This window comes from Bradyrhizobium sp. LTSPM299 (assembly GCF_000938235.1).
Classification (GTDB): domain Bacteria; phylum Pseudomonadota; class Alphaproteobacteria; order Rhizobiales; family Xanthobacteraceae; genus Bradyrhizobium.
Map to the genome: position 1 here is coordinate 20,900 of NZ_JYMU01000044.1, position 13,186 is coordinate 34,085.

A 13,186-nucleotide genomic window follows, 5' to 3' on the forward strand; every position below is an offset into this window, starting at 1 on the left:
CGACGGCAACGATGTTCTCTGACGACCTCATTGCCGGTATCGGCAGTGGGGTCGCCGAGGGGAGACCAGTCGCCGATGCAGGGCCGAGACTCACTAATTCCCTTCCGCCAGAAGATCCGTGATCTGCGACGCGGCTTTGATCCCGGTCCCGGTGATGATGACGACGGTGCGCTCAGTCGGCCGGATCGTGCCGCGCTCACTGAGCACGTCGAGGGCGGCTGCGGCCGAGGCCGAAGTCGGCTCGACAAAGAGACCGGTGCGCGCGAGCCGCTTCAGCGCGGCGACGACGCCGTCTTCGGGGATCGCGACCGTGCCGCCGCCGGTCTCCTTCAGCGCGGCGATCATCTGCTTCAAGCGCAATGGATGCTTGATGGCGGTGCCTTCGGCGATGGTCTTGTTAACGGCGCGATCGATCGGGGTGTCGACGCCGGCGGCAAAGCTGGCATCGACCGGCGAGCAATTCAGCGGCTGGGCGGCGAACAGACGCGGCAGCCGCGTGATCTGCCCGGCCGCGAGCAGCTCCTTGAAGCCGATATAGCAGCCGAGCAGGCTGCTGCCGGCGCCGACCGGCATGATGATATTGTCGGGCGCCGTAAAATTGAAGTCTTCCCAGATCTCGTAGGCGAGCGATTTCGTGCCCTGCAGGAAGAATGGCTGCCAGTTGTGGCTGGAGTAGAATATCTGCTCCGACTGGCGGATCGCTTCGGCTTCCGATTCCTCGCGCGGTCCCTCCACCAACTGCACTTCGGCGCCGAAGGCGTGCATCTGGGCGACCTTCATCGGCGAAGTCGTGCTAGGTGCGAGGATTTTCACCCGCATCCCGCCCGCGGCGCCATATGCTGAAACCGACGCGCCGCCATTGCCCGAACTGTCTTCCAGCACGGCATCGACGCCGAGCTGCCGCATGAACGACAGCATCACCGTGGTGCCGCGATCCTTGAAGCTCGACGTCGGATTGAACCATTCGAGCTTGAAGTGGGGCCGAAGCTCTCCCCACTCTCTCTCAGCCATCGGCGTACAGCCTTCGCCCATCGTGATCGGCTTCGCGATCTCCGCCGGCAGCGCAGCACTGTAACGCCACAGCGAGCGGATGCTGCGATCGATATCGTCGCGAGAGATGCCCGTGAGTGGTGTCACCAGCAGCGGCTTGCCTTCGTCGGAGCACCAGCGGGGCACATCCAGCGGATAGAGCTTGCCGTTGAGCGGGTCGATGTAGCTGGGCGATGGCATCTCAATTCAATCCTTAGAGCGTGGGGCGGCTGGACGCGCCGTGACCGAGAACAAATGGCGGCAGTGTCGTCAAGTCGCTGCGAACCTCGATCGGGGCAGGTGCCCCTTCCGGCAAGGTCATTCCGGCACGATTATGCCACCATGTTGGCAGGCCGACACGTGCCGTGCCGAACAGATCATAGCCGGATCCCGCCACAAACAGGCATCGCTTCGAGCCGGCCGGCAATTCATCCAGTGCAAGTTGATAGGGCTGCGGTTGCGGCTTGTAATAACCGGCGCGTTCGGCCGTCACAAAGACCGTGAAGGGAATGCCGATGCGATCAGCGGCGATGCGGCCCAGCCGTTCCGAACAATTGGTTACGACGCCCAACGCGATGCCGGCCTCGTGCAATGCTCGCAGGGTCTCGCGGACCTCCGGCCAGGGATCGAGCTCCGCGTAGCGTGCGCCGAGTTCGTGGGCACAGTCGAACGCGAGTCCGACATTGCGTGCGGCCTCACCGACCAGATCTTCATAGGGACGATAGCGCCCGGTGGCGTAGGTGTTCTTGAGGTACTCCGCCCGCCAGCGGTATCCGGCCTCCGCGGAGCCCGCGACCTCATTCCAAAGCGTCCAGCTGTCCAGCAATGCGGTCAATAGGTCGAACAGGACGGCATCGTAAGTTCGCGTCATGGGGTGCGCTCTGTCTCCTACCATCCGCGAAACCGCTCCCATTCCCTGACGACGTCAGAACCAGCGCTGACGACATGGTACCGGTCGTGCTGGGCGCCGGTCGCGCAAGCATGATTCGGCAAGATCCGTAATCGCGTGCCCAGCGGCAACAGCACTTGTGGCGCCGTGCTGCCAGGACGGCGGGCGATGATGCCGTGCTCCTGGTTGGCCTCGCTCGCGATCAGGTCGGGATATGGCCGTCCGTCGCTGTCGCACACCACGCCATAGCCCTGGTCGACCGCCTGCCTGGCGGTGCCGCGATCACGCGACAGTGCCATCCAGCCCGCGTCGATGAAAGTCCAGCCGCGATCGGCACGATGGCCTGTCACGGTCGTGAGCACCGACAGCGCGATGTCATCGAGCGTGCAGACCCCGATCCCGGCCATCACCAGATCGAACATCACGAAGACGCCGGCGCGCATTTCGGTCACGCCGTCGAGATGGCGCGCGAAATGCGCCGTCGGTGTCGAGCCGACGCTGACCACCGGACATCGCAGCCCGGCCGAGCGCAGCGCCTCGGCACAGCCAACCGCGGCTGCGCGTTCCTGTTCGCCGGCCGCCTCGAGCGCCGCCACGCTGCGGCAGCTATAGGACTCTCCGGCGTGGGTCATGACGCCGCGCAATTCAGCGCCGCCGGCGTGAAGCGTGCGACCGATCTCGGCGAGCAGCGGGTCGTCGGCTCGGACGCCGGCACGGTGGCCGTCACAGTCGATCTCGATCAGCGCCGGAATCCGGTCGCCGGTCGCGCGCGCCGTTTCCGTGACGGCATTCGCCTGTTCGATGCTGTCGAGGATCACGCACAGGTCCACGCCGCGCCGCCGCAGCGCGGTGACGCGATCCAGCTTTTGTGGCGCGATACCGACAGCGTAGAGGAGGTCCTTGACCCCTGCGGCCGCGAAGACTTCTGCCTCGCGCAGAGTCGAGACCGCAGCCGGCCCAGTCGGGCCATCCATGACGGCGCGGGCAATTTCGACTGATTTTGCGGTCTTCAGATGCGGACGGAGGGGGACGCCAAGCCGCGTCAGTCTGCCCCTCAGGCGGGCGATGTTATTCAACATCCGGCCTTCGTCGAGGACAAGGCAAGGGGTCTCGATCCCGGCGAGGGATCGCAGTGGTGTTGGCGCGGGTGCGAGGGGCATGGACTTAAGATTAGCTGCTTTTAGGCTAAGTGCAATTTACCGATTATCATTCCTAGATTAAGCTCATGCTTAATGCTCTCGACCGACGACATCAGGTTTTTTGTTGCGATCGCCGCGGCCAACACGCTGGCGGCCGCGGCACGCGCGCTCGACGTGACACCGCCTGCCGTTTCGCAGCGGCTGCAGGGCATCGAGCAGCGGCTCGGAGTTCAACTGGTCATTCGCTCGGCGCGGCGGCTGACCCTGACCGATGAGGGCGAACTGCTGCTGTTGCGTGGCCGGGCGCTGCTCGACGGTGCGGCGGAGCTTGTGGATGCGCTGCAGGCGCGCCGCGGCACCATCACCGGTCATCTCAAAATTCTCGCTCCGCTTGGCTTCGGACGCCGCTACATCGCACCGGCAATTGCCGCATTCCGATCCCGGCATCCCGACGTGTCGGTCGATCTGGAGCTGTCCGATCGGCTCGGGCGGGCGGCCGCGGGCTCCTGGGACATCATGATCCATATCGGCGTGCTGAAAGACTCCGTGCTTCAGCTTCAGCGTCTCGCGTCGAATGAACGGTATCTGTGCGCCTCGCCGGCCTACCTGAAGCGACGGGGAGCGCCGGTCAGCCCGCGAGACCTGCGCGGGCACGATTGCATTGCGCTGCGCGAGAACGAGGAGGACGTGACGCTTTGGCGGTTTTCCCGCCAGCGCGCCGGGTCGGCGCCGGAGGTTGTCCGGATCGAGCCGACACTCTCCAGCAATGACGGCGAGGTCGTGAAGGCCTGGGCGCTGGCGGATTGCGGCCTGATCGTGCGGTCAGAATGGGATGTCGCGGAGGATTTGGCGGCGGGCCAGCTGGTGCGTGTGCTTTCGAATCATCGTCTGCCGCCGGCCGACGTCGTTGCGCTTCTCAATCCGGGCCGCGGCGGCAGGGCCAGACGGACGCAGGCGTTCCTGGGATCCTTGCGCGCCGGCCTTTCGCCGCCGCCATGGCGCGCGGACATCAGCAAGAGCGTGCGGTGATGGTGCGTGCGCTCACGCGGCGCCGGCTTGCCTACTCAGATAATTCCGCGCGAATTCCAGATACCAGTCCAGGCATCCAGGATTGGCCATCGCATCCCTGTTGATTACGTTCTCAATGGCGTGACCGAGCAGGAGCTTCTTGATTGGCAGTTCCTGCTTCTTTCCCGACAGCGTGCGCGGAATCTCCGCGACCGCGAAAATATCGTTGGGCAGGAAGCGGCGCGACAATCCGGCTTCGATCGCCTTGTTGATGTCAGCCTTCATCGCGGCATCGAGCGCGATGCCCTCGCGCAGCACCACGAACAGCGGCATGTAGCTGTCGCGTCCCAGATATTCGAGATCGACGACCAGCGAGTCCAGCACTTCCGGCAGCGCCTCGATCGCCGAATAGAGTTCGCTGGTGCCCATGCGCAGGCCGTGCCGATTGATGGTGGCGTCGCTGCGGCCGTAGATCACGCAGGCGCCGTCGGGGTTGATCTTGAGCCAGTCGCCGTGCCGCCACACCGGGCCGCGGCCCGAGCCGTCGAAATTATCGGGATAGGTCTCGAAGTAGCTGGCGCGATAGCGTGCGTCACCGGGATCGTTCCAGAACCGCAGCGGCATCGACGGCAACGGCTCGGTGCAGACCAGTTCGCCGACCTCGTCGATCACGGCACGGCCCTGCTCGTCGAAGGCTTCCACCGCGCAGCCGAGCAGGCGGCATTGCATGATGCCCGGCGTCTGCGGCAGTTCGCGGTTGCCTCCGATGAAGGCGCCGGCGAAATCGGTGCCGCCGGAGATGTTCGCCCACCACATGTCGGCCTGCGCGGCGTTGCCGTTGGCCTTCGAAAGCGCGGCGAAGCGGTCGTTGAACCAGGCTTGGGTGTCGGCGCTGAGTGGCGATCCGGTCGAGCCCAACGCGCGCAGCTGCGAGAGGTCGCCGACCCCTGCGAGATCGATCTCCGCCTTGGTGCAGTTGGCAAAGAACGCGGCGCCGGCGCCGAAGAATGTCGCTTTGGTCTCGGCGACGAAGCGCCACAGCGTGGTCCAGTCGGGCTTGTCCTTGGAGCCACCCGGGCTGCCGTCGAAGATGCAGCAGGTCGTGCCGTTCAGCAGTCCGTTGGTCTGACTGTTCCACATGATCCAGCCTGTCGAGCTGTACCAATGGAAGCGCTCACCGAATGAATTCCTGTCGTAACTGCAACCGATGTCGTTGTGCAGGGTCGAGAGCGGCAGTGCCACCACGATCACGCCGCCATGGCTGTGCAGGATCGGTTTCGGCAGTCCGGTGGTGCCTGAGGAATAGACGATCCAGAGCGGATGATCGAACGGCAGCCATTTCGGCTCGAACGCATCGATCTCGGCGTTGTCGCCTGCGAGGATGGACGAAAGCTGCGTGTCGGACGCTGCAGTCTCGCTGTGCAGAATGACATGCTCGACCGTCGGCAGCGCACGCCGCAATTCGTCGATCACCGGCCGCCGATCATGGCGCCGGCCGGCATAGGTGACGGCGTCGCAGGCGATCAGCACTTTTGGCTCGATCTGCTTGAAGCGGTCGATCACCGCGGGTGCGGCCATGTCGGGCGCGCAGACGCTCCAGATCGCGCCCAGGCTGGCGGTCGCGAGAAACGCGATGATCGTCTCCGGAATGTTGGGCAGGTAGGCTGCGACGCGATCGCCGGAGTGCACGCCCTGGGCTTTCAGGTGCAGCGCCAGCGCGGCGACCTTGCGCTTGAGCTCGGGCCAGCTCGTTTCCGATAACACGCCGTCTTCACCGCGTGAGACGAGGGCCGGGAGGCCCGCGGCATGCGCCGGCGCGATGTGGCGCAGGACCTGTCGGGCATAGTTGACCTGGGCACCGGGAAACCACACCGCGCCGGGCATCTTGCGGCTCGCCAGCACCGCGGTGTGCGGCGTCGGTGACTGAATATCGAAATAGTCCCAGACGCTCTGCCAGAAGCCGTCGATATCGGCGACCGACCACCGCCGCATCTCCTCGAAATCAGCATACTCAAGGCCGCGCGTCTGTTTCAGCCATTGGCGGTAAAGCGCCATTTGCGGGACGTAAGGTGCTGTCATGGTCGGTTTCCGGATCTTCTTAGTCGAAGCTTGCGTCCTCTCTACCATAGAGCCGCGAGCGCGGGGAACGCCGTCCCGGCGAGCCGCCGCGTCAGCATATTCTTACCGCCGTCTCCGCATGCTATGGCGTTAGCAGGGAGCCGCACCCGATTCTGCGCGCAGGATGAGCGAATGCCTATGTCCGTCGGCGAACTCTTCATCCTCGGCTTTTACGGCACGGCCATTCCGCCTTGGCTGAAGGAATTTGCCGCGCGCTTCGGCCTCGGCGGAGTGATCCTGTTCGATTACTCGTGCCAGACGCGGCAGTACGACAACAACATCGCCTCTCCGGATCAGGTGCAGTCACTCTGCGCCGAGATTGCGGCATTGCCCTCGGGCCCAATGGTCTTCATCGACCAGGAGGGCGGATTGGTGCGGCGACTCAAGGATGGCCTGGGCTTTGCGCCGCTGCCGAGCGCGAAGGATTTCAAACTGCTCGCGACGGCCGAGAAGCAGGAAATCCTGGCCGCGAGCTATGGTGAGTTGCGCCGGCTCGGCATCCGCTACAATTTCGCGCCGGTCATCGATGTCGATTATAACGCTGACAATCCAAACATCGGCAGGATCAAGCGGTCTTATTCGGCCGATATCGGCGAGGTCGAAGCTAATGCTCGGCTTGTCGACGCTGCGGCGCGGCAGGCGGGAGTAGGCCTCTGCCTGAAGCATTTCCCGGGCATTGGCGGCGCCAACGTCGATTCGCATCTGGAGTTCATGGACATCTCCGATGCGTTGCGGCCCGAGCAGGAAGAGCTGTTCTATACGCTGGCGCCACAGACCTTTGGCGATGCGGTACTGGTCAGCCACGCCATCGTCCGTCCGTGGGACGAACGCAAGCCGATGACATTGTCATCCGCCGGGATCGGCCGGCTTCGCGCCCGCTTGCCGGAGACGCTCCTGATATCAGACGACATGCAGATGCAGGGGTTGCAGAAGGCGCTCGGAACCCATACCGCGAGCTTGCAGGCAATTGGCGCCGGCATGGACGTGGTCTGCATCGGCAACAATCTGTTCGACCAGGAGCGGGAGATGGCTGCCATCGCCGAGGCGATCGCGGCGCGGATCGCCGGTGGAGCGCTCGATCAGGCCGCGGTGCGGCAATCCATTGAGCGAGTACGAAGGCGCAAGGCGCTGCTCGCCTGAGCTGACAGCGAAATTCGTCGTAAGCACGACAGCCGGTGGAACCAACCGGCATTGCCGCGAATTAATGATGACGCTCATCGGGGCTCAACAACCATGAAGATGCTCAAGCGTCTCTTCCGATTGACCTGGCTGCGCCGCGTCGCGGGCAAATCAGCCGATGTCTCGCCCTCCTCCATCGATCCCGACGAATTCACGCGCTTACTCTGCAGCGGGCGCAGCGAGGATCTGCGGATGCTGGCGACAAAGCTGAGCCTGCGCTCGAAGGCGCACGCATAACGCGGGGTCGCGCCCAATTGGGTTGCCGGTTCTGACAATCCAGAACCGGCCTAGCCCTGTGCGCGGTCGTGGTTCAATTCTGTCTCAAGCGCGGGAAGGCTCTCGTTACTTCGCCTTCTCGTGACTGGCGATCCCGACTGCCTTGTAGTCGTAGGTTGGATGGAATTCGGTGTGATAGGCACCCCAGGCGCTGTTCTCGATGACGCGGTTGACCTCGCGCAGCCGCGATGCCGGCAGCCGTAACGTCACCACCTGGCCAATTCCCATCATCACGTACCAACTGACCACCTCGACGCCTTCAGGCGGAAACGCTTTGTAGAAGCCCTGCCGCTCGAGCTGGGCATTCAGTTCGCCGAGCGGTCGCGACTGATCGTGCTTTAGGAAGATCGTGAGCAGGACCGCGTTATCCGATGTCGGCGTTGCCGTGCTGGCCGGTGCGGTCTGAGCCTGCGCGCCAGCGCTGAGCGCCAGTGTTGCGGCCAGCGCCGCGATCGCCATCCATGGTCCGTTTCGTCTGCGCATTGTCGCTGCCTGCTTGCCGGGGTCTTGGCCGGGGTCTTGCGGGCCATCCGGGAGACGATCATCGCGGCGCGGGGGAAGGCTGTAAATTGCCGTTCGCTGTTGTCGCGGTGCCCTCGCTCCGATGTGAACGGTCTCACACCCCTGTGCCGGAGCACGCGGTATTGAAGAGATACCGGACCATCCCGGTGCCGAGGGCATGGCAATGTCGACGCGACGGATGGCGTATTGGTGGTTCAGGTTCGTCATATCGGGACGATTCCTGCAGAAGTTCCTCCGGCTCCGCCGTCCATGAGGTTCCGAGCACCCCTCACAGGAGCCAATACCGGGTCCAGCGCGCCGTAACGGCCTCCCGGGAGGCGGCGAATCACGTCGATTGACGGCCAAGTTCACGCGGCAGAACGTGTTCGAGCGAAGCGACCGAAAGTAAATTTATCCCCGTCGAAATACGGAGACCGGAGTGGGACCCCGCCCGTAAGACTACTGCAACTCGACCCGGCTATCCGAGATTCGTTGCCAAATCAGCAGGCATCTGCCTCTTTTGGCTGGCTGGGCCCCGGATCACAGTTGCGTTATCCGTATTTCTACTGAGTTCCGCGTTAACGTCGACGCAGTTCACCTTCGGTAAACCATACGTATGACGCAACACGATGATCGAGCCGAGTTTCGCCTTCCGACCTGGATGGACGAGGGCGCTCCGCTCGAGGCCCAGGATCACCAAGCGCTGAGCTCGCCGTCTGCGCAGCGAATGCCGGCGACGGAGGAGGCTGGCGCTGCGATCGTCCGCCAGTTCAATGGACCCGTGACGGCGCTGTTGCTCTACATGAACGAGCTCAAGCAGCACAGCCATCAATTCGCGCAGACGCCCGGTAACGGCATTTACCTTCGGCAGGTCATCGAGAATGCGCTCGAGCAAACCGAGCGCGTTTCCGCGATGCTGAAACAGATTTCCGATCTCTATCCGAATGCTGTCCCGGCGGCCGAACTCAAGCCGATCCGGGACGACATGCCAGCCCGTTCCCGTTCGCCCGACGTGATGTTCGCGCCGGAAGCCGGCCGCAAGCCGCTGACCAAGCGCGAGCGCGAAGTGCTCAGCCTGATCAGCGACGGCTATTCCAACAAGCAGGGGGCGTTGCGCATGAGCATCAGTCCGCGCACGTTCGAAAGCCATCGCGCTGAAGCCATGCGCAAGCTCGGTGCGCGCAACACCGCCGATCTCGTCCGCAAGGCCCTGTTGCAGCCGGTCTGATCAACGAGAAAACAGCGGCGGCAGCGGATTGCCTATCGTTTTGGAGATTGCCGGAGCGCGGCGGCGATCGGGCGTTTCAGACGTAGTCTTCCGCCGCAATCGGCATACGCGGCGCCGGCCGTGCCGTCGGGACCATGGATGTCCGCTCCTCCGGAACGATCGTGATCACCCATGTCATCCTGACACTGGTCTTGCTCTCGACGATCGAGCGGACTCGGCCCGTGACCGTCGCATCGGCCGAACGGATGGTGGCGGATCGGCCGTTGAACTGGGCAATACGGAAGCGCCTAGCTTCCTTCTGGTCGGTCGTTTCGTAAGTGAACATCGGCTCCCCCGCGCGTCCATGCGACTTTGGCGATGCAACGTTATCCGACCGTGAAAATTCCACGCCGTAGAAGTACGGCTCACGATGCGATCAGGCGCTGAGGATCTCCTGACAATGCAGCAGCCCCGCATACTGGGCCTTGACCGTGGCGTAGCATTCGCACGAGGTCTTGGTCAGGCCGTCGAGGTTGGTGATCTCGATATGGCCACGGCTGTAATGGATGAAATTGGCTTGCTGCAACGTGTGGGCGACCAGCGACACGCTGTTGCGCCGCGCGCCGATCATCTGCGCCATCATTTCCTGCGTCAGAACGATCTTGTTGCTGCCGGAGAGATCGCGTGTCTGAAGCAGACAGCGTGCCAACCGCGACTCCACGGTGTGGGCGGCGTTGCAGCCGGCAGTCTGCTGGATCTGGGCATAGACGGCGAGCCCGTGCCGAATCAGCGCGGCACGAAGCGTCGGGCTCTGGCCGGCGGCTGCCCGAAACGCCTCGACCTCGATCGTCGAGGCGACGCCCGGCACCAGCATCACGGCACTGTTCAGCGAAGGCGCCTCGCCGAGTCCCGCGAACGCGCCAAAGATGCTGTCACGGCCGACCATCGCGACTTGCACGTGCTCGCCCCTTGCCAGCTTGACCACCAGCGAGATCACGCCCCTGTGGGGCATGTATGCGCGTTTGAGGACCTCATCGACCTCGACCAGCACTGAATCCACAGCTAGGTCGACGGTGCGCAGATGCAGGCGCATCAATTCGAAATCGCTCGTCGACAGCGATGACAGAAATCCATTCGGTGGTCGCGCAATCGTATCCAAAGCAACCTCCGGCCTGACCGGCAAAGCTTGTCTCTGGGCACCGACGCTGCCGCGTGCAGCGGTGCATCTCTGCACGCTATGTTGCCAGTTTTTTTTCCAAAGAGAAACACTTCTGTTAGGTCTTGTTGCCGGTCGCCGTGGATACCGCAGGCTGGCTCGGGCGGATGCCTCGCCGCCCGGCGCGATCAATCCTCCGCTCCGACCAACTGCTCCGCATGCGCCTTGACCGTCGCGTAGCACTCACAGGACGCTTTCCGCAGACCGTCGATATCGGTGATTTCGATGTGCCCGCGGCTATAGCGGAGGATGCCGGCCTGTTGAAATCCGTGCGCGACGATCGAGACCGCATTGCGCCGGACACCGATCATCTGCGCCAGCATCTCCTGGGTCAGCGGCAATGCCTCGCTGCCGCACAGATCCCGCGCGCGGAGCAGCCAGCGCGATAGCCGCGCCTCAACCGGATGCGAAACGTTGCACGCGACGGACTGCTGGGTCTGAGCCGTCAGCGCCTGCTCATAGCGACTGACCAGTGTCCGGAAGACGACATTGCGATCGGCCATCTCGCGGAAGTCCTCCGCCTTCAATACCGAAGCGGTCCCCGGCACCGCGACGATCGCATCGGCGAACAGCGGACCGCCATCAAGCGCGGCAGTCACGCCGACGATGTTGTCGCGGCCGACCGTCGCGATTTCGACCGACTGCCCGTCGGACAAATGGACCATCATTGAAACCACGCCGCTGTGCGGCAGGTAGACTCGCTGGACCGGCGCGCCGGCGTCGGCCAGCACCGTATCCTTGGTCAGCTCGACGGTTTCGAGAAGCGGATGGAGTTGCTCGTACTCCGCCACGGGGAGCGCTTGCAACAGACGATTAGGCGGACGCGATACCGCAGACATTGGGGCTCCTGCCGAGGGCGGGAGCACTTTACAGTCTCGCATCACCTACTCTTGGCTACTCTTGGCGCGTGGAATGGCAGCGAACATAGCTTCCCTGTCCAATTGCACAAGAGTTGTGGTGCCGCCTTTATACATTCTACAGGGCAGACATCTGCCCGAGCCTTCGACGCCGCGGCAATCAGCTCGATTCGCGACACACGGAGGGTGCTCGAGTCCAGCACCGCGATGCGGCCTGAAGGTTTCAGAATTCGTTGACATTCGTTGATTTTCATTAACGTTTGAACATGCCGGCCGCGCATCGTCGCGCGCGTAATTCCACTCACGCGCAGAATCCGGTCGACCCGTTCGGTGCTGCGGGCAGCCCTGCGAATACGGGAAAATTCTTCAGCCGCAACGCATGCGCCGCCGAATCGCTGCCGACTGGCGCGTCGACCGCAGCATCCGCCGGTAGAATTACCGGGCATGGGTCTTCTGGGTATTAGTACGGAGCAGCTCTTTAACGAACGGGTAGCGCCGACGGCCCAGTGTGGCCGCGATCGCCGCGTGAAATTTGCGGCGTCGCGTCAATCGTGTGTTCATCCAGAAGGGTATCAGTATGTCCGACATCGTCCTTTCGTCATCGGTCCGTCAAAACCTGCTCTCGCTGCAGTCGACCGCCGATCTGCTCTCGACCACGCAGAACCGTCTTGCCACCGGCAAGAAGGTCAACACCGCCCTCGACAACCCGACCAACTATTTCACCGCGCAATCGCTCGACAACCGCGCCAGCGACATCAACAATTTGCTGGATGGCATCGGCAACGGCGTGCAGGTCCTGCAGTCCGCCAACACCGGCATCACCTCGCTGCAGAAGCTGGTCGATACCGCGAAGTCGATCGCCAACCAGGTGCTGCAGAGCCCGGTCGGCTACTCGACCAAGGCCAATGTCGACGTCACCGGTACTGGCGCCGGCACCGGCACCACGGTGGCCACCGACCTCAATGCCGGCAAGCTCGGCGGTTCGGTCATCACCTTCAAGACCGCCACCGGCTCGCTCGCGGTCACGGTCGGTTCGAGCTTCTCGACCGGTGCGGGCACCGCGACCGTCCAGACGCTCGATCAGCTCAACAGCGTGCTGGCTTCGAACGGCGTTGCCGTCTCCGCGTCGCTCTCCGCGACCGCCGATACGCTGACCTTCACCTCGACCAACGATGCCGCCAGCCAGACCATCACCAAGACGGGCACCGCCCCGACCGGTGAAGGCGTCGACATTGCGGGCACCACCACTGCAACGGTCGGCACGGTCAATGCCGCCGTTTCCGATCCGACCTCGCAGGCGACCCGCGCCAACCTCGTCAGCCAGTACAACGTCATCATCCAGCAGATTACGACGACCGCCCAGGATTCGTCCTTCAACGGCGTCAACCTGTTGAACGGCGACAATCTGAAGCTGACGTTCAATGAAACCGGCAAGTCCACCCTCAACATCTCGGGTGTGACCTTTAACGCCGGCGGCCTTGGTCTCGGTTCGCTGACGGCTGGCACCGATTTCCTGGACAGCACCTCGGCAAACGCCATCGTTGCCAAGCTCGGCTCGGCCTCCGACACGCTCCGCTCGGAAGCGTCGTCGCTCGGTTCGAACCTCTCGGTCGTGCAGATCCGCCAGGACTTCAACAAGAACCTGATCAACGTGTTGCAGACCGGCTCGTCCAACCTGACGCTGGCCGACACCAACGAGGAAGCGGCCAACAGCCAGGCGCTGTCGACCCGCCAGTCGATCGCGGTGTCCGCGCTGGCTCTGGCCAA

At 63.5% G+C, this 13,186-nt stretch carries 13 protein-coding genes; 5 read left to right on the top strand and 8 right to left on the bottom strand.

What is annotated here, in order from left to right; translation table 11 throughout:
* Positions 1–93: 93 nt before the first annotated feature.
* Genes UP10_RS21800 through UP10_RS21810 form a run of 3 tightly spaced genes read right to left on the bottom strand, consistent with a single transcriptional unit; the run spans position 94 to position 3,078 of the window.
* A complete protein-coding gene (locus tag UP10_RS21800) occupies positions 94–1,230 on the bottom strand; it encodes a threonine synthase (protein WP_044589331.1) in 1,137 nt (378 codons plus the stop codon).
* 13 nt (positions 1,231–1,243) lie between these two features.
* Complete coding sequence (locus tag UP10_RS21805) at positions 1,244–1,900, bottom strand: HAD-IA family hydrolase (RefSeq protein WP_044589332.1); 657 nt, start codon at positions 1,898–1,900, stop codon at positions 1,244–1,246.
* Positions 1,901–1,917: 17 nt separating this feature from the next.
* A complete protein-coding gene (locus UP10_RS21810; protein WP_044589333.1) occupies positions 1,918–3,078 on the bottom strand; it encodes a DSD1 family PLP-dependent enzyme in 1,161 nt (386 codons plus the stop codon).
* Positions 3,079–3,150: 72 nt separating this feature from the next.
* Between UP10_RS21810 and UP10_RS21815 the strand changes: the two genes are divergently transcribed.
* Complete coding sequence (locus UP10_RS21815) at positions 3,151–4,086, top strand: LysR family transcriptional regulator (protein WP_044589334.1); 936 nt, start codon at positions 3,151–3,153, stop codon at positions 4,084–4,086.
* A gap of 12 nt (positions 4,087–4,098) precedes the next feature.
* Here the strand turns inward: UP10_RS21815 and UP10_RS21820 are convergent, their stop codons facing one another.
* Positions 4,099–6,192, bottom strand: a complete 2,094-nt coding sequence (locus UP10_RS21820) for an acetoacetate--CoA ligase (RefSeq protein WP_082077213.1) — start codon at positions 6,190–6,192, stop codon at positions 4,099–4,101.
* A gap of 123 nt (positions 6,193–6,315) precedes the next feature.
* Between UP10_RS21820 and UP10_RS21825 the strand changes: the two genes are divergently transcribed.
* Entirely contained in the window at positions 6,316–7,323 is a 1,008-nt protein-coding gene (locus UP10_RS21825) for a glycoside hydrolase family 3 N-terminal domain-containing protein (protein WP_245321809.1), read from the top strand.
* Positions 7,324–7,416: 93 nt separating this feature from the next.
* Complete coding sequence (locus tag UP10_RS21830) at positions 7,417–7,599, top strand: hypothetical protein (protein ID WP_044539545.1); 183 nt, start codon at positions 7,417–7,419, stop codon at positions 7,597–7,599.
* Between the two features lie 105 nt (positions 7,600–7,704).
* On the opposite strand, the gene UP10_RS21835 is transcribed toward UP10_RS21830, so the two are convergent.
* Entirely contained in the window at positions 7,705–8,121 is a 417-nt protein-coding gene (locus UP10_RS21835; protein WP_044589337.1) for a hypothetical protein, read from the bottom strand.
* A 634-nt stretch (positions 8,122–8,755) separates the two neighbouring features.
* Here UP10_RS21835 and UP10_RS21840 point away from each other — a divergent pair.
* On the top strand, positions 8,756–9,367 hold the full coding sequence (locus tag UP10_RS21840; RefSeq protein ID WP_050043770.1) for a helix-turn-helix domain-containing protein: 612 nt from the start codon (positions 8,756–8,758) through the stop codon (positions 9,365–9,367).
* A gap of 76 nt (positions 9,368–9,443) precedes the next feature.
* On the opposite strand, the gene UP10_RS21845 is transcribed toward UP10_RS21840, so the two are convergent.
* The 3 genes from UP10_RS21845 to UP10_RS21855 form a co-directional block, all read right to left on the bottom strand.
* On the bottom strand, positions 9,444–9,692 hold the full coding sequence (locus UP10_RS21845; RefSeq protein WP_044589339.1) for a hypothetical protein: 249 nt from the start codon (positions 9,690–9,692) through the stop codon (positions 9,444–9,446).
* A 90-nt stretch (positions 9,693–9,782) separates the two neighbouring features.
* Positions 9,783–10,439 carry a Crp/Fnr family transcriptional regulator gene (locus UP10_RS21850; protein WP_502692234.1) on the bottom strand — a complete coding sequence of 219 codons (657 nt, stop codon included), beginning with the start codon at positions 10,437–10,439 and terminating at the stop codon, positions 9,783–9,785.
* Positions 10,440–10,690: 251 nt separating this feature from the next.
* A complete protein-coding gene (locus UP10_RS21855) occupies positions 10,691–11,401 on the bottom strand; it encodes a Crp/Fnr family transcriptional regulator (protein ID WP_044589341.1) in 711 nt (236 codons plus the stop codon).
* A 595-nt stretch (positions 11,402–11,996) separates the two neighbouring features.
* Between UP10_RS21855 and UP10_RS21860 the strand changes: the two genes are divergently transcribed.
* Positions 11,997–13,186, top strand: a 1,190-nt coding sequence (locus tag UP10_RS21860) for a flagellin N-terminal helical domain-containing protein (RefSeq protein ID WP_044589348.1), incomplete at its 3' end; no start/stop codon positions are given.

What these genes read in the sequence shown, in the direction of transcription:
- UP10_RS21800 (WP_044589331.1), bottom strand. Translation starts at nt 1,230, where the DNA reads ATGCCATCGCCCAGCTACATCGACCCGCTCAACGGCAAGCTCTATCCG.
- UP10_RS21805 (WP_044589332.1), bottom strand. Translation starts at nt 1,900, where the DNA reads ATGACGCGAACTTACGATGCCGTCCTGTTCGACCTATTGACCGCATTG.
- UP10_RS21810 (WP_044589333.1), bottom strand. Translation starts at nt 3,078, where the DNA reads ATGCCCCTCGCACCCGCGCCAACACCACTGCGATCCCTCGCCGGGATC.
- UP10_RS21815 (WP_044589334.1), top strand. Translation starts at nt 3,151, where the DNA reads ATGCTCTCGACCGACGACATCAGGTTTTTTGTTGCGATCGCCGCGGCC.
- UP10_RS21820 (WP_082077213.1), bottom strand. Translation starts at nt 6,192, where the DNA reads ATGGTAGAGAGGACGCAAGCTTCGACTAAGAAGATCCGGAAACCGACC.
- UP10_RS21825 (WP_245321809.1), top strand. Translation starts at nt 6,316, where the DNA reads ATGCCTATGTCCGTCGGCGAACTCTTCATCCTCGGCTTTTACGGCACG.
- UP10_RS21830 (WP_044539545.1), top strand. Translation starts at nt 7,417, where the DNA reads ATGAAGATGCTCAAGCGTCTCTTCCGATTGACCTGGCTGCGCCGCGTC.
- UP10_RS21835 (WP_044589337.1), bottom strand. Translation starts at nt 8,121, where the DNA reads ATGCGCAGACGAAACGGACCATGGATGGCGATCGCGGCGCTGGCCGCA.
- UP10_RS21840 (WP_050043770.1), top strand. Translation starts at nt 8,756, where the DNA reads ATGACGCAACACGATGATCGAGCCGAGTTTCGCCTTCCGACCTGGATG.
- UP10_RS21845 (WP_044589339.1), bottom strand. Translation starts at nt 9,692, where the DNA reads ATGTTCACTTACGAAACGACCGACCAGAAGGAAGCTAGGCGCTTCCGT.
- UP10_RS21850 (WP_502692234.1), bottom strand. Translation starts at nt 10,439, where the DNA reads ATGCGCCTGCATCTGCGCACCGTCGACCTAGCTGTGGATTCAGTGCTG.
- UP10_RS21855 (WP_044589341.1), bottom strand. Translation starts at nt 11,401, where the DNA reads ATGTCTGCGGTATCGCGTCCGCCTAATCGTCTGTTGCAAGCGCTCCCC.